This is a genomic window from Serratia oryzae (genome assembly GCF_001976145.1).
Lineage (GTDB): Bacteria > Pseudomonadota > Gammaproteobacteria > Enterobacterales > Enterobacteriaceae > Chania > Chania oryzae.
In genome coordinates this window covers 14,390-31,913 of record NZ_MOXD01000010.1, presented here as the reverse complement: position 1 = coordinate 31,913, position 17,524 = coordinate 14,390, and the positions used below count along the sequence as shown (strand labels likewise).

Genomic DNA, 17,524 nt, shown 5'->3' with positions numbered 1-17,524 from the left:
ATTTTGGGTATAATGGCATTCCTTTAATTACCTGAAGCTGAAAGCTCCAAGTCGTTTGGGTATAGCGCGAATAAATTTCTCGTAGCACTTGATATCATATGACGCCCCCTCTCCCTGCGGGAGAGGGCCGGGGTGAGGGGCTTTAACTCGGTGCCATACCCCTCACCCTAACCCTCTCCCCGAGGGAGAGGGAACTGAATAGTCTTAACTCATTAGTATTGGATGATTAATTTAGTATTTCTTTCTTGTCTGAAATTAATGCCACCGGTATTTTTACCACCACTTTTCTAATATCGCAGGGGTGCTGATTAATACAGCCTGGGCGATGAACGTCCTGCGGGAAAAATACCGCGAAATTGCCGGGCTGCATGGTTAACCAAGATTCATTTTCCACGTTCTGATAATAAATGATGTCCCGCTGTTCCAATAACTCCTGTTCAATAAGGTTTTGACCATTATCTGCCGCGACGCCGATAAGTTCGGTGCCGCTCACCAGAAACTGCACGTCGATATTTTTGCGGTGCACTTCTGGCCGCAGCTCATCTTTATTTTGCGTGTGTAAATCCAACACCTGCACCAGATAGCCGGTTTCCGCATCTTCATAGCGCCCGGCGGGCAGGGCGGTGAAGTCGGTGTTCTGCAAATAGGCCACCGCTTTAGCGATTGCCGGGGGATAGTGCTCTGCTGCCGTATGGGCAATATGGCCGAAAATCATGGTCTGCTCCTTAAAGTGCCTGAATGCGCGCCCAGATGCGGTCGTCAACCGGGATGCCATCGCGCTGATTCTCGGCGCGGACGCGTGGGAACCTGTGGCCAGGCAGGCGAATAGCGACATCGGGGTTATCGCGTTCGGCGCTGGTAACGTAGTCCATGATGCGCTGTAATTTTTCATCGCGCGTTTTGCCGTCGATCAAACGTTCGATCTCGATGGCGATAAACACCTGCGAAACGCCATATTCGTCGCGGTGATCTTCAGTTACCTCCGCCACGGAACTGCCACCGGAAAGCAGGGTGGCGATCATATCCAGCACCACCGACAGCGCCGAGCCTTTCCAGTAACCCATGGGCAGAATGCGCCGATTTTCTTCGATAGTGGCCGGATCGCGCGTCAGGTTGCCGTCATTGTCGAAACCGCCGTCCACCGGCAGCGTTTTGCCCGCCAGGCGATTCATCTCCAGTGCGCCGTAAGAGAACATCGACATCGACATATCCACCATGGTGATCGGGTTACTCGGCACGGCGACGATCAGCGGGTTGGTGCCGATGCGGCACTGTTTGGCTCCCCAAGGCGGCATCACGGCGATCGAGTTGGTCCAGCAGATGCCGATATAACCCTTTTCCGCCGCCTGCCAGCCGTAGCCGCCGCCGCGCATCCAGTGGTTGGCATTACGCAGCGCCACCAGGCCGATACCGTGTTGATCCGCCAGTTGCATGGCGCGATCCATCATCTGGCGCGCGGTCAGGTTGCCGATCCCCTGATGGGCATCCCACTGCTCGATAGCACCCAGCGCCAGCAGCTTGCTCGGCTTGGCGTCGGGAACGATGTCACCGGCCTCCAACTGCTGAATAAAGCGCGGAAAGCGGTTTACGCCGTGGGAATAGACACCGCTTTCGGTGGTTTCCGCAAACATTGCGGCACATTCATCCGCCGTCTGTTCCGCCACGCCCCGTGCCAGCAACACGCGTTTGAATTGCTGTTTTAGTTCGGTGTAACTCACTCTCATGCTGCTTCTCCGTTACGGCGATCTGTATTTTTCATGCTCTTTAAATTTCATTATGCGAAATCACATTTCAAATAAATGCTATACCTGCATGGGGGGGAAGTCAAAGCAGAGGAATGGAAAATTAGTGCTTAAAAACAGTGGGTTAAATTGATGTGGCGATTTTGTGATCGTCGACACATTTTGGTGGTGTTGGCGTGCTACAGACGTGGGGAAGCAGGGCGAGGCGGGCTCACCCTGCATTGGTATAACCCGTGTTTACCCGTGAGTATTCAGGGTAACCCGGTACAGCGACGTGGTGGCAGTGATGTACAGTTCATTACCCTCTGGCCCGCCAAAGGTGCAGTTGGAAACCCGCTCCGGCACGGCGATCTTGCCGATTTTCTGGCCTTGAGGGTTAAAAATGGTGATGCCATCGGCACAGCTACAGAACAGATTACCGGCAGCATCCAGGCAAAAGCCGTCCGGGAAGCCGGGCGCAACCTGGGCAAAATGGCGGCTAGCCCCCAGTTTGCGCCCTTCTACCGGGTAGACCCGCAGTTCTCTGCGCCCAAGCGTGGGGAAATCGACGATCGACATATCCGCCACGTACAGCAGGCGTTCGTCTGGTGAAAAAGCCAGGCCGTTGGGCCGCTGCAGATCGCTGGCAGCGATATTCAGCGAGCCGTCGCGGGGATCGAAGCAGTACAGGTAGCAGCCGATCACCTGGCTTTCTGATTTGTAGCCCTCTTCGTCGCCGATGATGCCGTAAGGCGGATCGGTAAACCACAGGGTGCCGTCGGAGCGCACCACCACGTCATTGGGGGAGTTGAAGCGCTTACCGTCAACGCGTTCCACCAGCAGTGTGATGCTGCCGTCATGCTCGGTGCGGCTGATGGCGCGCCGCCCGTGTTCACAACTGACCACGCGCCCTTGGCTGTCGCGGGCATTGCCGTTGGCATAGTTCGAAGGGGAGCGCCACAGGCTGAGTTCCCCGTTGCGCGCCCAGCGAAACATGCGGTTACCCTTCACATCGCTGAACACCACGGCATCCTGTTGTGGCAGCCATACCGGGCCTTCGGCCCAGATGGCGGGCGAGCATAAGCGTTCCAATGATTGTGCGTTCATGCCAGCCCCTCCGTTTATTTTACGCCCCAGATGGTTTTGTAATGTTCCTGATAGCCGTTTTGCGGGTCATACAGGTTATTGGCGCTGATATTATCGCGGGTGACCAGGTGCGCCGGGGTAACGTAGCCAGATGGCGGCTGGTTGGCAAAGGCGCGGTTGAACTCATCCAGCAGCTGCCAGCCGTGCAGTTTCAGCGGCTCTGGCACGGTGGCGGCTTGGCTGTCGCCCGAGCGGATGCGTTGATAGGCAGAAATAGAACCGTCGCCGGCAGAGATGTTATGCGGCGCATTTTGGCCGCCTTTCCCGGCGGTTTTCAGCGCCGGGGCCATAAAGTCGAAATACAGATCGTTAATCGCCAGCGCATACTGGAATTGATCGCCGTATTTCTGCAGCAGGCTGAAGGTCATGGCGGGCATGCGGTTGGCGGTGTCCGCCAGCGGCGTGTCGATGAACTCCACCACTTTACAGCCGCTGCATTTGCCGATCTCCTCTTTCATCACGTTAGCCTTGTCCAGCGCGATCTGGTACAGCGAATCGGTAAAGATCAGCACGCTGGCCTGGCCGCCGGATTTCACCACCGCGTACTGTGCCGCGATGCGTGCTACCTCGTTGGAATCGGAGGTAACGTTATAGAACACGTCGTATTTGGCGATCGGGCCCGGTTCCGGCACCGCGTGCCAGGCGGTGAGCACGATGCCCTGCTGAATCGCCTTTTTCAGCGGGATCTTGGCGACGTTGGGGTTCCAGCCACCGATGACGATGCCGTCTGGCTTCTGAGCAATCGCCTGGTTGAGTGATGACAGCTGATCCTTCACCGATCCACCGCCGTCCAGCGTTTCCAACTGCCAGCCAGCCGCTTTGGCCGCTTCGCTCAGCCCTTGCTGCACCCCTTGGACGCCGCCGTTTTTCATGTCGGAGGCAATAAAGATGATTTTCTTGTTCGGCTGCAAGCGTGGGCCGCTGGTGGGGCCGTCCCATTGTGTGGCGCTGGCCGTGGCCTTATTGACCGCGGCGGTGGCCTGATCGAGGTAAGCATCCGCCCACGCCGGTGCGGTGGCTAACAGCAACGTGGTGACCCCTGATAACATCCAAAAACGTTTCATACGTGAACTCCTGATTAAGGATTGATCGCTTTCTGGTTATTGTTTTCGGCTAAAGCCGCCTGACTGTGTTGTACCGCTTTTTGATTGAGTAACCGGCGGCGCTGGGCATAACCCGCCAGCGTGATGGAAAGCAGCAGGGTGGCGCCGTTGAATAACGGTTCAACCCAGAACTCGCCGCCAAACTGTTGGATACCGGCAATGCCGATCGCCAGAATGGCTATACCGACCACCGTGCCCCAGACGTTGACCCGGCCTGGGCGGATAGTGGTGCTGCCGAGGAAGGCGCCGACCAGCGCCGGTAACAGGTAATCCATGCCGACGCTGGCCTGCCCGACGCCTTGTTCAGCGGCGATCAGCACGCCGCTGAAACCGGTGAGCACGCTTGAGGCGATAAAAGCGCCAATGGTGAAGCGGTTGACGGAAATGCCGTTCAGCCGAGCCGCCGCCGGGTTGCCGCCTACCGCATACATGCAGCGGCCGAGCGGCGTGTGCTCGGTGATCAACCACAGGACCACGGCCACGATCAGCACATAGAAGGCGACGATCGGGATACCGGCAATTTCGGTGTGATGCAGGGCGATAAAGGCGTCGGGCAAATCCCCGACGATCTGCCGCCCGCCAGAGTGCCACAGGGCGATGGCATACAGCACGGTGCCGGAACCCAGAGTGGCGACGAAGCTGTCGATATCAGCCAAGGCCACCAGAATGCCGTTCAGCAGGCCATACAGCGCGGAAATCACCAGCACGGCCAACACCGCCATCTGCCAGGAAAAGCCGTATTCCACCTGCAGGGTGATCGCCAGAATGTGCCATAGCACAATGCCGAAACCGACGTTAAGGTCGATCTTGCCGACGATCATCGGAATGGTGGCGGCCAACGCCAGCAGGGCAATCTTGGCTTTGCTCGACAGGATCGCCTGCAGCGTCAGCATGGAGGCAAACGACGGGGTGGTGAGTGAAAACAGGATCACCAGCATGACGCACAGCAACAGCAGGCCGTAGCGGGTGAGGATCTGCATTAGCCACGGGCCAGCGCCGTCCTGCGTCAGGCTGACACGTTGCTCTAATGCCGTTGATTTAACGGATGTTTTATTCGACATGCTGTTTCTCCAGCGCAACTTCCCCGGTGCTGGCAGAGGCCAGCTCCAATAAATTGGCGAACGAGACCTGCTGGTTCTGCAGTTCGCCAACCACGCTTCCCCGGTTGAAGACCAAGGCGCGGTTACAGATATGGGCGATCTCCTCGAAGTCGTTGGAGATCACCAATACCGCCACGCCTGCCGCCAGGGATTGATTTAATAGATGGTAAATTTCCGCCCGCGCGCCGACGTCGACGCCGGCGGTAGGATCTTCCAGGATCAGCAAGGGAGCACCCAGGTGCAGCCAGCGCGCCATCACCACTTTCTGCTGGTTGCCGCCGGAGAGGGCGCTGATATCGATATCAACGTCCTTTGGCCGCACGTCGAACTGCTGCACTTTCTGCTCGCTGGCGGTGGTTTCGGCGCGGCGGCTGTAGCGCGCCAGCAGCTTGCGGCCGCTGGCGCACGGGTTGAGGAACAGGTTTTCGCGCACGCTCATCGACATCACCAGGCTTTCGCCGGTGCGATCGCCCGCCACCAGCGAAACGCCGCAGGCGATCGCCTGTTGTGGGTTGGTGGCAGCGTAAGGCTGATTGCGGAACTGGATTTCACCGCCATCGCGCTGGCGCAGGCCAAACAGCAGGCGGCCGATCTCTTCCTGCCCGGCACCGCGCAGCCCGGCCAAGGCCAGCATTTCACCCGGCTGCAGGCTGAAGCTGACCGGGCCAATCTCACCGACTACCACGTTGTTGAGCTGTAGCACCGGCGGTTGCCGCACCGGCAGCGGTGCGCGCTGATCGCCCGTTATCGCTTCGCCGACGATCGTCTGCACCAGATCGCGCAGCGAGTAGTCGGCGGTGTTGCCCCCGGCGACGTAGCGCCCGTCGCGCATCACGCACACCCGATCGGCAATCTCAATCACTTCATCCAGGCGGTGGGTGACATAGATCATGCCGACCTTTCTGGCCCGCAGCCGGTTGATCACGGCAAACAGATGGCGCACGTCGTTGGCGGGCAGCGACGCGGTGGGTTCGTCCAGCACCAGCAGTTCGGCGTTGACCGCCACCGCGCGTGCGATCGCCAGCAGCGATTTCTCGGTGCGTGAAAGCTCAAACACCCGGGCGTCGGGATCCAGCGCAATCCCCACATCCTGCAACGCCTCGGCGGCACGCCGGCGGATGGCGCGCCAGTCGATCAGCCCGAAACGGCGTGGAAAGCCCATCACCAGCGCCATGTTTTCTGCCACCGTCATCCATTCGATCAGCCCCAAGTCCTGATGAATAAAGGCAATCGGCTGGCGGTTGGCACTCTTTATCGCCGCCGCTGAAACAATACTCTGGCCCTGAAAGCGAATATCACCGCCATCGCGTGGGTAAACCCCAGCCAATACTTTGATCAGCGTCGATTTGCCAGCCCCGTTTTCACCCAGTAGCGCCAGCACTTCGCCGGGCATCACCTGCAGGCTGACATCGTTAACCGCGATGTTGCCGCCAAACCGCTTCACGATATGGCTGAGTGTCAGAATGGGTTGATGCGCATTGCTCTGCGTCATGTGATGCCCCCGTGGTGTCCGGTTCGCGCAACCTGCCTGGGGCAGGTTAGTGAACTATTGGTGGTTAAATCTACCGTGTATTTCATTATGCGAAATTCAATTTCAAAAATGATATGCCTAACCTTGCGCTAAAGCAAAGCCCGAAAGTTTTTAATTGTTTTTAATAAACAATGGGTTATTTTTGTCTTTGCGAATTTGTGATGTATAACTCACTTCATAAGTTGCCAGAACGTTGCGCATTTTAACGTGGCTGCTGACAATGAAACGGCGTTCCATCTTCACCTGGTGCGGCCATTGGAGTAACATCTCCGGTAAAGAGCCTGCCGATCATGCCGTGGTATGGACGAATGGTTCGACATTGGAGAGATTTCGCTATGAGCCTGAAAGCTATTGATGAGAGAGATGATAAAAAGGATAAACCTCTGGGCAGCCAGAGCCTGTTCCGTGGTTTGCAACTGATTGAGATATTGAGCAACTTCCCCAATGGTTGCCCGCTGGCTCATCTCTCCGAGCTGGCGGAGATGAACAAGAGCACGGTGCATCGCTTGCTGCAAGGGCTGCACGCCAGCGGTTACGTCACCCAGGCACCGTCCCCCGGTAGCTATCGGCTGACCACCAAATTTATTTCTATTGGCCAGAAGGCACTCTCCTCGCTGAATATCATCCATGTAGCCGCACCGCATCTGGAACAGTTGAATCTGGAAGTGGGCGAAACCGTGAACTTTTCCAGCCGTGAAGACGATCACGTTATCCTGATCTACAAGCTGGAGCCGACCACCGGCATGATGCGCACCCGTGCCTATATCGGCCAGCATATGCCGCTGTACTGCTCGGCCATGGGCAAAATTTTTATGGCCTACGGTAAGAGCGATTATCCGGATTACTATTGGCAAACCCATCAGCAGACGATCCAGCCGTTAACACGCAATACCATTACCCAACTGCCGGATATGTATGAAGAACTGGCGGATATTCGCAAACGGGGCATGGCGATGGACCGTGAAGAGAATGAGCTGGGCGTCTCCTGTATTGCCGCACCGGTGTTCGACATTCAGCAGCGGGTGCCTTATGCGGTATCGGTTTCTCTGCCGACTGCCAAGCTGCAGCAGGTTGGGGTGAAAGCGCTGATGAAACCGCTGCTTGCCACCGCGCAGCGCATTTCTCAGGAGCTGGGGTTTGTGACTCACGGCTGAACATTAGCTCTGCTGATACCTGATTAGAAATATCCATTTCCCCTAATAATTATCTCTTCGTATGATGCGCGTGCTGAATAACACGCGCCGCTTTTCTGGTGTTCCAGCCTTCGAGGTGCTGCCAAAAGCCCTGCATTCTATAGCCAGAGGAAACAAAATGTTAACCATCTTTTTGCAAGGCTTTGCCTTGAGCGCTGCGATGATCCTGCCGCTGGGGCCGCAAAACGTATTTGTGATGAACCAGGGGATCCGCCGCCAATATCATCTGATGATTGCCTCGCTGTGCGCATTGAGCGATATCGCCTTGATCTGCGCCGGTATTTTTGGCGGTAGCGCTTTGCTGAGCCGTTCGCCGCTACTGCTGTTGCTGGTCACCTGGGGGGGAGTGGCCTTCCTGTTGTGGTACGGCTGGGGGGCTTTCCGCACTGCGTTCAGCCAGCACTTGGCCCTAGCCACCGCCGAAGAGATGAAGCAAAGCCGTTGGCGCATTGTGGTGACGATGCTGGCGGTGACCTGGCTGAACCCGCATGTATATCTTGATACCTTTGTGGTGCTCGGCAGCCTTGGCAGCCAGTTGGCGCCTGAGGTGCGCTCCTGGTTTGCCTTTGGGGCGGCCAGCGCGTCGCTCGCCTGGTTCTTCGCTTTGGCCTTGCTGGCTTCCTGGCTGGCTCCGTGGCTGCAAACCCAGCTGGCACAACGGATTATCAACGTTCTGGTTGGCGTGGTGATGTGGGCGATTGCACTACAATTGGCCTGGAGTGGAGCAAATCTGTAGAATTTGTCACTAATCCGAATTTAAATCTCCGCCGGATATGTTAGGTTTTAGCTTTAGGCAATAAGCCATCTAAAGGAGACACCTGTGAAGCTGAAAGCATTGGCCATGGCCGCAATGATTGGATTTGGGGCGTTACCTCTGGCGCTGCAGGCGGCGGAATTGCCCGCTGGGCCGCACGTGATCACTTCCGGTACGGCCAGCGTGGATGCGACGCCAGATATCGCCACGTTGGCGATCGAAGTCAGCGTTACCTCCAAAGATGCCGCCCAGGCGAAAACGCAGGTCGACGGGCGCGTGGCGCAATATTTCGATTTCCTGCAAAAAAACGGTATTGAAAAGAAAGATATCAACGCCGCTAATCTGCGCACGCAGCCGGAATATGACTACCTGAAAACCGGTGAGTCGGTGCTGAAAGGTTATCGTGCGGTGCGCCAGGTGCAGGTGACGCTGCGCCAACTGGATAAATTGAACGATCTGCTGGACGGGGCGCTGAAGTCTGGCCTGAATGAGATTCGCTCGGTTGAACTGGGTGTGGCCAACCCGGATGCTTATCGTGAGCAGGCGCGCCAGAAAGCAATTGAAAACGCCACTCAGCAAGCAGCCTCATTGGCGAAAGGCTTTAAGGCGACCTTGGGGCCGGTTTACAGCATTCGCTATCACGTGGCCAACGCGCAACCTATGCCGGTAGCGCGTATGTTTAAAGCGGCTGCTGCACCGGAAAACGATGCGGCGCAGACCTACGAGCAGCAGAGCATTCACTTTGACGATCAGGTCGATGTGGTGTTTGAGTTGCAGCGTAACGCGGCGCAGTAATAGCCCGCAGGGCGCAGCCATTGCGCCCTCTATACCCGTCATACTTCAAGTTGCTTGGGTGTTGGCTGCCCTCGCTCACCCCAGTCACTTACTGGAGTAAGCTCCTGGGGCTTCGCTCTGTTGCCGCCTACAAGCAACTCGAATTATTTGGGTATATACCCAATAGATTTCAATATGCAGGAAAGCGCAACCAACATACCTGCAACGTGAAAGATGAAGGTTATATCAGTCTTGCCTTAGTACCTGATGCCCATGAGCCAACAACGCATCGGTGACCTTGCGCATCATGCGGCTTTCCGGCGCAAAACGGTGCCAGAACAGCATCCGCCGCTGGAATAGGCCCGGCGTCAGATCGATCAACTCCCCCGAGGCCAGCTCTTTCTCTATCTGCAAATGCGGGATCATACAGCAGGTGGTGCCTTGCCGTGCCAGCTGCACAAAGGCTTCCGAGGAGTTAACGATATGGCAGGGTACGCTGCCCGGCGAAAGATCGAAGTTCTGCTGCAGAAATGCCTGGTGCATATCGTCGAGATGATCAAACGCCACCGCAGGGGCTTTCAGCAGCGCGGTGCGGGTCACGCCGTTGGGGAAGTAGCGCTCGGCAAAGCCTTTGGACGCGACGAACAGATAGTCCAGCGCGCCCAACTGATCCACCAGGCAGCTCGGCAACGGCTGCGGCTGAATACTCACCGCACCCACCACTTCACCCCGGCGCAGGCGTTCCTGGGTGCGGGTTTCGTCTTCGACCTGCAGATTCAGGCGGATCGGTGAGTCCGTCAGAACCGGTTTCAACGCCGGTAACAGCCAGGTTGCCAGACTGTCGGCGTTGACCGCCAGCGACAGCAATAATGGGGTATCGACGCCATTATCATTCCCCAGCCACTCCTCTTCCAGCAGCTCAACCTGGTGCAGTAACGCCAGCAGTTTCTGCCCCTGTTCAGTCGGGCGCGGTGGCACGGTGCGCACCAGCAGCGGTTGGCCGAACAGGTTTTCCAACTGTTTGATACGTTGGGATACTGCCGATTGGGTGATACAAAGTTTTTGTGCCGCGCGCTCAAAGCCACGCTCACGAATCACCGCGTCCAGCGCTTGCAGCGTTCGATAGTCTGGGCGTTTCATCGGAGAGATATCCCTATAAAAATAATTTGATACCTGCACTATGCCACATTTTTGCGCTTTTCCGGGTGAAATAAGTGTGATCCCGTCTGAGTGCAAAACGGCGATTTACCCTATAATACGCACACGTTTTCGCACACAGGCAATGAACACACATGACTCAGGATGAACTGAAAAAAGCGGTAGGCTGGGCGGCGCTGGAATATGTGAAACCCGGCACCATCGTGGGGGTTGGCACAGGTTCTACGGCGGCTCATTTTATTGATGCGCTCGGCTCGATCAAAAATCAGATTGAAGGGGCGGTATCCAGCTCCGACGCCTCTACCGCCAAGTTGAAAAGCCTGGGGATCCACGTTTTCGACAGCAACGAAGTGGATTCGCTGGATATTTACGTTGACGGCGCGGACGAGATCAACGGCCATATGCAGATGATCAAAGGCGGCGGTGCGGCCCTGACCCGCGAGAAAATCATTGCCGCGATTGCCCGCAAATTCATCTGTATTGTCGATTCAACCAAGCAGGTTGATGTGTTGGGTAAATTCCCGCTGCCGGTGGAAGTGATCCCGATGGCGCGCTCTTATGTGGCGCGTGAGCTGGTGAAGCTGGGCGGCCTGCCGGAATACCGCCAGAACGTGCTGACCGACAACGGCAACGTGATTCTGGACGTGCATAACCTGAACATTCTTGATGCGGTAGCGTTGGAAAACAAGATCAACGGTATCGCCGGGGTGGTCACCGTCGGCCTGTTTGCCAACCGTGGTGCGGACGTTGCGCTGGTGGGCACGCCGGATGGCGTCAAGAAAGTGATTAAATAAAGGCGCTGAACAGGGGCGCAGTAGCTTGCGCCCTGATGGTTTGCCGCTTCTGGCGATTTTGGGCTAAAAAATATCTTATCTTAAAAGCGCTAAATTTAGTGATATATGTCACGTTATGCCAATAACCTCCGCTAAGCTCCTACTAAATTCTCCCACTATGGCATCTTCCACCAGAAACCACCGGCATCAATGAGCCTTGTGCTGATCGGCGGGCAATCGTTTGTATTGCCGGGCGCGTTATTTTTGTTATGTTGGGGGGATGTGCTGTTTTGTGACAGTCGTTTCTGAAGTCTGAATATAGGGTCGGGTAAATGGCAAAAGTATCATTGGAGAAAGACAGGATTAAATTCCTGTTGGTGGAAGGGGTTCATCAAAGCACGGTAGACAGCCTGCGTGCGGCCGGATATACCAACATTGAATACCACAAAGGTGCATTAGACACCGAAGCGCTTAAGGCATCCATCCGCGATGCGCATTTCGTCGGTATTCGATCGCGCACCAATCTGACCGAAGAAGTCTTTGCTGCCGCAGAGAAACTGGTGGCGGTGGGCTGTTTCTGTATCGGTACCAACCAGGTTGATTTGAAAGCGGCGACCAAACGCGGTATCCCGGTATTTAACGCCCCCTTCTCCAATACCCGTTCCGTGGCTGAAATGGTGTTGGGCGAACTGCTGCTGATGCTGCGCGGTATCCCAATGGCCAACGCCAAAGCACACCGTGGCCAGTGGCAAAAACTGGCCGTGGGTTCCTATGAAGCGCGTGGCAAGAAGCTGGGGATTATCGGCTACGGCCACATTGGTACCCAGCTTGGTATCCTGGCGGAAGGCCTGGGTATGAAAGTGTTCTTCTACGATATTGAGAACAAACTGCCGTTGGGCAACGCTCAGCAGGTGCGCCACTTATCCGATCTGCTCAATATGAGCGACGTGGTAACGCTGCACGTGCCGGAAACGCCGTCGACCAAGAATATGATTGGTACAGAAGAGCTAGCGCTGATGAAGCCGGGGGCGATTCTGATTAACGCCTCGCGCGGTACCGTGGTGGATATTCCTGCGCTTTGCAATGCGCTGGCGAGTCATCATCTGTCGGGGGCTGCGATTGACGTATTCCCAGAAGAGCCTGCCACCAACAGCGATCCGTTCAATTCACCTCTATGCGAGTTCGATAACGTGCTGCTGACGCCGCACATCGGGGGCTCGACCCAGGAAGCGCAGGAAAACATCGGGGACGAAGTGGCCGGGAAACTGGCGAAATACTCCGACAACGGTTCTACGCTGTCTGCGGTTAACTTCCCGGAAGTTTCACTGCCGATGCATGGCCCGAACTCCAGCCGCCTGCTGCATATCCATGAAAACCGCCCAGGCATTCTGACGCAGATTAACCAGATCTTCGCAGAAGAAGGCGTTAACATCGCCGCGCAGTACCTGCAGACCGGTGCGGAAATCGGTTATGTGGTGATCGATATCGAAGCGGAAACCGAGCGTGCAGATGCCGCATTGCAACGGATGAAAGCGATCGAAGGCACTATCCGCGCACGCCTGCTGTTCTGATTAAGGTTGTGTTAGACCAAAAGGCCGGAGCGATCCGGCCTTTTGCTATTCCAGCTTCTGCCAAGCCCAGATTTGTGAGGGCGTGATGATCTCCGGCAGCGGGATATCCCAGTGTTCCACCGGTAACGGATCTACCTGCTGGCAATCATGTGCCAGCCCCATTGGGTATGGGCCGCCATGCTGCCAATTCTGCAGGGTACGATCGTAAAATCCGCCGCCCATTCCCAGGCGTTGGCCTAACGCGTCGAATGCCACCAGCGGCGTTAGAACGACATCCAACTGCAACACCGGCAATACGCAGCGCACATCCAGCGCAGGCTCTAGAATATTAAAGCGGTTGCGCACCAGCGGCGTATCTGGGGTATAGCGCAGGAACAGCAGATTGCCGTGGCTGAACGGGTGCAATACCGGCAGATAAATCTGTTTGCCCCGTTGCCATAGCTGCTCGATCAGCGGGCGGGTATCCAACTCACCGTCGAAGGATAGAAATACCGCTATACGCTGTGCGGCCTGAATACGCGGATGTTGGACGAGGCGTGCGGCGATCTGTAACGCAAAGCCATGCTGCTGCGTGCGCGTTAAGGCTCTGCGCCGTTGGCGAATGGTATTACGGATGGTTTGGCGTTGCTGGATAAACTGAGGCTGAAAAGACATAGTAGCGAACTTGTGTGGTAAACCACGAGTGAAGGGAATCTCCGAGATGCCGTCGCAGGCTGTAACCCTTGAACCCATGGTTCAAGGTGAACATGATGTCGCAACCTTAAGGCTTCTCGGACGGGCCGAGCATGCACACCGATCACGAGTCATCACATTCTATTGGTACTAAATATCGGCTCAGGGGACTGGCCCGCTGGCAAACATCTCAGAGAAATTTTTTACTCATTGCCGAAACCTTCAACTTCAGCAACTTAAGTTATTCGAATTGTGCATCCTGACGTTCAGAGATGCGACCCTGTTCAAGCAGTGCCTGTTCAATGGTCTGTTGCAGCATACGAATTCTTTGTTCCATATTGGCCGCATAGTCACGCGTTTTCAAGCGTTCTTGAGCAAGTTCGTGACAGACGTTCAATGCTGCGATGAAAACGAGTTGCTCTGTATTTGTGACTCTAGTGCGAACTTTGAGATCTTGCAACCGCTGGTTAAGATCTTCTGCTGCCATGTTCAACGCATCTTGTTGTTCTGGCGGGCAATTGACTCTTAACGAACGGCCAAAAATTTGAATATCTACCGGTTGTGCAGACATGCCACCTTCCTGCCTAAATTTCGCGCCAGCTCCGGCCAGCTTGTGCCGTGCAACTCAAAGCGGGCGCCACTATATATATCTCGGTACCAAGATACAACACTTTTTCAGTACCGGTTTTAATCGATAGCGCTCAACATTACCAGACAAAAAAGGGTTTCAAAATGCGTACTTACCGCCATTTTGCCTGGTCGATAGGTTAAAACGCCACGACTATAACGCGCCACTGAGGTGTTGTGCTCAACTGGTATAGCGACGGACCTTGGTGGTAGCATAACACGAACTTATCCTGCCAACGACGACGAATGCGCATGTCCATACAGAATACATTTCCAAGTTACCAATCTTTGACCGTTGCTCTCAACCAGCAGTCGGTAGCCTTAACGGCCGCAGAAATGCATGGCCTGATCAGCGGCCTGCTGTGCGGTGGCAACCGCGATGCCAGTTGGCAGATGCTGGTGTTTGAACTGACCAACGAAGGTGTGGCTTTCCCGCAGACGCTGGGTGTGCCGTTACAGCAACTGCATGAAGCGACTCGCGATACGCTGGAAGACGATGAGTTTATGTTCCAGTTGCTGATGCCGGAAGGTGACACGGTCAGCGTGTTTGAGCGTGCTGACGCACTGGCGGGATGGGTGAACCATTTCTTGCTGGGATTGGGCATGATGCAGCCAAAACTGGCGCAGGTGAAAGATGAAGTGGGTGAGGCGATCGACGATCTGCGCAACATCGCTCAACTGGGCTACGACGAAGACGAAGATCAGGAAGAGTTGGAGCAGTCGTTGGTAGAAGTGGTGGAATATGTGCGCGTCGTCGCCATCCTCTGCCATACCGAGTTTACCCGTCACAAGCCGACGGCACCGGAAGTTAACAAACCGACATTACATTGATTGCGCAGTTCTGCGCGGCTGTTCATCAGCACAGCTCAACCGATTTCAGGAGAAGGTGAATGACTCAGCAGGAATTTCACAACCGCCGTCAGGCGCTGTTGGCGAAAATGGCACCGGGCAGTGCAGCGGTTATTTTCGCCGCCCCGGAAGCGACACGCAGTGCAGACTCTGAATACCCCTATCGCCAGAACAGTGATTTCTGGTATCTGACCGGTTTTAATGAGCCGGAAGCCGCGTTGATTCTGGTGAAAAGCGATGAGACCCATAATCACAGCGTCCTGTTCAACCGGGTACGGGATCTGACGGCGGAAATCTGGTTTGGCCGCCGCCTCGGGCAAGAGGCCGCGCCGGCGAAACTGGGCGTGGATCGCGCCTTGGCATTTAACGAGATCAATGATCAGTTGCACCTGTTGCTTAACGGCCTCGACGTGGTGTACCACGCGCAGGGGCAATACGCTTATGCGGATGAGATCCTGTTTGCAGCGTTGGATAAACTACGCAAAGGCTTCCGCCAGAACCTGCAAGCCCCGGCGAGCGTGACCGATTACCGCCCGTGGCTGCATGAAATGCGCCTGTTTAAATCGCCGGAAGAACTGGCCGTGATGCGCCGCGCCGGTGAGATCAGCGCACTGGCCCACACCCGCGCCATGGAAAAGTGCCGCCCCGGAATGTTTGAATACCAACTGGAAGCGGAAATTCTGCACGAATTCGGCCGCCTCGGCGCGCGTTACCCTTCTTACAATACCATCGTCGGCAGCGGTGAGAATGGCTGTATCCTGCATTACACCGAGAACGAATGCGAAATGCGCGACGGCGATCTGGTGCTGATCGACGCTGGCTGTGAATATCGTGGCTACGCCGGTGATATCACTCGTACTTTCCCGGTAAACGGCAAATTCAGCAAACCGCAGCGTGCGGTATATGACATTGTGCTGGCGTCGATCAACCGTGCTTTAGAGATGTTCAAACCGGGGATCAGCATCCGTGAGGTGAACGATCAGGTGGTGCGCATTATGATCGCTGGCCTGGTTGATTTGGGCGTGCTGAAGGGCGAGGTAGAGCATCTGGTTGCCGAGCAGGCGCATCGCCCGTTCTTTATGCATGGCCTGAGCCACTGGCTGGGGCTGGATGTGCATGACGTTGGTCACTACGGCTCCCCAAGCCGTGACCGCATTCTGGAGCCGGGCATGGTGCTGACGGTCGAGCCTGGTCTGTATATCGCGCCAGATGCCGACGTGCCGCAGGAGTACCGTGGTATCGGTATCCGTATTGAAGATGACATCCTGATTACCCAAGACGGCAATGAGAATCTCACCGCCAGCGTGGTGAAGGACGCCGATGCGATCGAAGCCCTGATGGCGGCGGCCAGATAGCATGAGCATCATTATTGTTGGCGGTGGGATGGCGGGTGCAACGCTGGCGCTGGCGATTTCATCCCTGACTCAAGGCAAGGTGGCGGTCGATCTGGTTGAGGCAACGCGGCCTGACGATCGTACACACCCTGGTTTCGACGCCCGAGCCATCGCTCTGGCGCAGGGAACCTGTCAGCAGTTGGCGCGCATCGGCATCTGGCCTGCGTTGCGCGATTGCGCCACGCCGATTACTCATGTACATGTCAGCGATCGCGGCCATGCTGGGTTTGTGAATCTCTATGCGCAGGATTATCGGGTTGATGCGTTAGGGCAGGTGATTGAGTTGCACGATGCTGGGCAGCGGTTGTTTGCGCTGCTGGCGAAAGCCCCCGGCGTTACGCTGCATTGCCCGGCCAAAGTGGTTGATGTGTTGCGTACGCTGACTCAGGCGGAAGTGCAGTTAGACAATGGGCGGCGCTTGAGCGGGCAACTGCTGGTTGCCGCGGACGGCTCGCGCTCGGCATTGGCGCAGGCCTGTAATGTGCAGTGGCAGCAACGTGATTACCCGCAGTTTGCGACCATCGCCAATGTCACCACCTCGCAAGCGCCGCAGGGCCGAGCCTTTGAGCGTTTTACCCGCTTCGGGCCATTGGCGTTGCTGCCGATGTCACAAGGGCGTAGCTCGCTGGTGTGGTGCCACGCCAAAGAAGATCGTGCGCAGGTGGATCGCTGGGATGACGCGCGTTTTCTCGCTGAATTACAGCAGGCATTCGGCTGGCGGCTGGGCAAGATGCTGAAAGCAGGCAAGCGCCACAGTTACCCCCTCAGCCTGCTGACGGCGAATCAGCATGTCAGCCACCGTTTGGCGCTGGTGGGGAATGCGGCACAGACGTTGCACCCGATCGCCGGGCAGGGCTTTAACTTGGGCCTGCGCGATGTGATGTCGCTGGCAGAAACGCTGGCTGAAGCGGCACAGGCTGGTGAAGATCTAGGGGCTTATGCGCTCTTGAGCTGCTACCAGCAAAGGCGGCAACAGGATCAGCAGGCGACGATCGGCGTGACCGACGGTTTGATCCGCCTGTTTGCCAACGACTATGCGCCGTTGGTTGCCGGGCGTAATCTGGGGCTGATGGCGATGGAGCAGTTACCGGCAGTGCGTGATGCTTTTGCCAAACGTACTTTAGGCTGGGTTGAGCGCTAAATATCCCTTTTTGGGAC

General features: G+C 56.2%; 17 protein-coding genes and 1 other RNA gene. 8 read left to right on the top strand and 10 right to left on the bottom strand.

The window, feature by feature from the left end; translation table 11 throughout:
- Positions 1–226: 226 nt before the first annotated feature.
- From BMI79_RS17215 to BMI79_RS17190, 6 genes are all read right to left on the bottom strand, one after another.
- Entirely contained in the window at positions 227–715 is a 489-nt protein-coding gene (locus BMI79_RS17215; protein WP_076943330.1) for a NanQ anomerase/TabA/YiaL family protein, read from the bottom strand.
- Between the two features lie 10 nt (positions 716–725).
- Positions 726–1,724: a 3-dehydro-L-gulonate 2-dehydrogenase gene (gene yiaK, locus BMI79_RS17210; RefSeq protein ID WP_076943329.1), complete on the bottom strand. Its 999-nt coding sequence runs from the start codon at positions 1,722–1,724 to the stop codon at positions 726–728.
- A 255-nt stretch (positions 1,725–1,979) separates the two neighbouring features.
- Positions 1,980–2,828, bottom strand: coding sequence for an SMP-30/gluconolactonase/LRE family protein (locus tag BMI79_RS17205; RefSeq protein WP_076943328.1), 849 nt, complete (start codon positions 2,826–2,828; stop codon positions 1,980–1,982).
- Between the two features lie 14 nt (positions 2,829–2,842).
- A complete protein-coding gene (locus tag BMI79_RS17200) occupies positions 2,843–3,931 on the bottom strand; it encodes an ABC transporter substrate-binding protein (protein ID WP_076943327.1) in 1,089 nt (362 codons plus the stop codon).
- 14 nt (positions 3,932–3,945) lie between these two features.
- The gene (locus BMI79_RS17195; protein WP_076943326.1) at positions 3,946–5,031 is read right to left on the bottom strand and encodes an ABC transporter permease; all 1,086 of its coding nucleotides are present in this window, start codon (positions 5,029–5,031) and stop codon (positions 3,946–3,948) included.
- Positions 5,021–6,562 (bottom strand): sugar ABC transporter ATP-binding protein, encoded by a 1,542-nt coding sequence (locus BMI79_RS17190; protein WP_076943325.1) that lies wholly within the window; start codon positions 6,560–6,562, stop codon positions 5,021–5,023. The genes BMI79_RS17195 and BMI79_RS17190 overlap by 11 nt, the downstream gene beginning before the upstream one ends.
- Before the next feature lie 374 nt (positions 6,563–6,936).
- Between BMI79_RS17190 and BMI79_RS17185 the strand changes: the two genes are divergently transcribed.
- The 3 genes from BMI79_RS17185 to BMI79_RS17175 all read left to right on the top strand — a co-directional run bounded on the left by BMI79_RS17185 (position 6,937) and on the right by BMI79_RS17175 (position 9,343).
- The gene (locus tag BMI79_RS17185) at positions 6,937–7,755 is read left to right on the top strand and encodes an IclR family transcriptional regulator (RefSeq protein ID WP_076943324.1); all 819 of its coding nucleotides are present in this window, start codon (positions 6,937–6,939) and stop codon (positions 7,753–7,755) included.
- A 157-nt stretch (positions 7,756–7,912) separates the two neighbouring features.
- Positions 7,913–8,530 (top strand): arginine exporter ArgO, encoded by a 618-nt coding sequence (gene argO / locus BMI79_RS17180; RefSeq protein WP_076943472.1) that lies wholly within the window; start codon positions 7,913–7,915, stop codon positions 8,528–8,530.
- A gap of 84 nt (positions 8,531–8,614) precedes the next feature.
- Positions 8,615–9,343: an oxidative stress defense protein gene (locus BMI79_RS17175; RefSeq protein WP_076943323.1), complete on the top strand. Its 729-nt coding sequence runs from the start codon at positions 8,615–8,617 to the stop codon at positions 9,341–9,343.
- A 225-nt stretch (positions 9,344–9,568) separates the two neighbouring features.
- On the opposite strand, the gene BMI79_RS17165 is transcribed toward BMI79_RS17175, so the two are convergent.
- Positions 9,569–10,462: a LysR family transcriptional regulator ArgP gene (locus BMI79_RS17165; RefSeq protein ID WP_076943321.1), complete on the bottom strand. Its 894-nt coding sequence runs from the start codon at positions 10,460–10,462 to the stop codon at positions 9,569–9,571.
- Positions 10,463–10,614: 152 nt separating this feature from the next.
- Here BMI79_RS17165 and rpiA point away from each other — a divergent pair, with 152 nt between their 5' ends.
- Positions 10,615–11,274, top strand: coding sequence for a ribose-5-phosphate isomerase RpiA (gene rpiA, locus BMI79_RS17160; protein WP_076943320.1), 660 nt, complete (start codon positions 10,615–10,617; stop codon positions 11,272–11,274).
- Positions 11,275–11,585: 311 nt separating this feature from the next.
- Positions 11,586–12,824: a phosphoglycerate dehydrogenase gene (gene serA, locus BMI79_RS17155; protein WP_076943319.1), complete on the top strand. Its 1,239-nt coding sequence runs from the start codon at positions 11,586–11,588 to the stop codon at positions 12,822–12,824.
- 45 nt (positions 12,825–12,869) lie between these two features.
- Here serA and BMI79_RS17150 read toward each other — a convergent pair whose 3' ends face one another.
- The 3 genes from BMI79_RS17150 to zapA form a co-directional block, all read right to left on the bottom strand.
- Positions 12,870–13,478: a 5-formyltetrahydrofolate cyclo-ligase gene (locus BMI79_RS17150; RefSeq protein WP_076943318.1), complete on the bottom strand. Its 609-nt coding sequence runs from the start codon at positions 13,476–13,478 to the stop codon at positions 12,870–12,872.
- A gap of 34 nt (positions 13,479–13,512) precedes the next feature.
- Positions 13,513–13,696: non-coding RNA, 6S RNA (ssrS, locus tag BMI79_RS17145), on the bottom strand.
- Positions 13,697–13,737: 41 nt separating this feature from the next.
- Positions 13,738–14,067: a cell division protein ZapA gene (gene zapA / locus BMI79_RS17140; protein ID WP_021179791.1), complete on the bottom strand. Its 330-nt coding sequence runs from the start codon at positions 14,065–14,067 to the stop codon at positions 13,738–13,740.
- A 308-nt stretch (positions 14,068–14,375) separates the two neighbouring features.
- Here zapA and BMI79_RS17135 point away from each other — a divergent pair, with 308 nt between their 5' ends.
- Genes BMI79_RS17135 through ubiH form a run of 3 tightly spaced genes read left to right on the top strand, consistent with a single transcriptional unit; the run spans position 14,376 to position 17,507 of the window.
- On the top strand, positions 14,376–14,954 hold the full coding sequence (locus BMI79_RS17135) for a YecA/YgfB family protein (protein WP_076943471.1): 579 nt from the start codon (positions 14,376–14,378) through the stop codon (positions 14,952–14,954).
- A 59-nt stretch (positions 14,955–15,013) separates the two neighbouring features.
- Positions 15,014–16,327: a Xaa-Pro aminopeptidase gene (pepP, locus tag BMI79_RS17130; RefSeq protein ID WP_076943317.1), complete on the top strand. Its 1,314-nt coding sequence runs from the start codon at positions 15,014–15,016 to the stop codon at positions 16,325–16,327.
- A 1-nt stretch (position 16,328) separates the two neighbouring features.
- The gene (gene ubiH, locus BMI79_RS17125; protein WP_076943316.1) at positions 16,329–17,507 is read left to right on the top strand and encodes a 2-octaprenyl-6-methoxyphenyl hydroxylase; all 1,179 of its coding nucleotides are present in this window, start codon (positions 16,329–16,331) and stop codon (positions 17,505–17,507) included.
- The last annotated feature ends 17 nt before the right edge of the window (positions 17,508–17,524 follow it).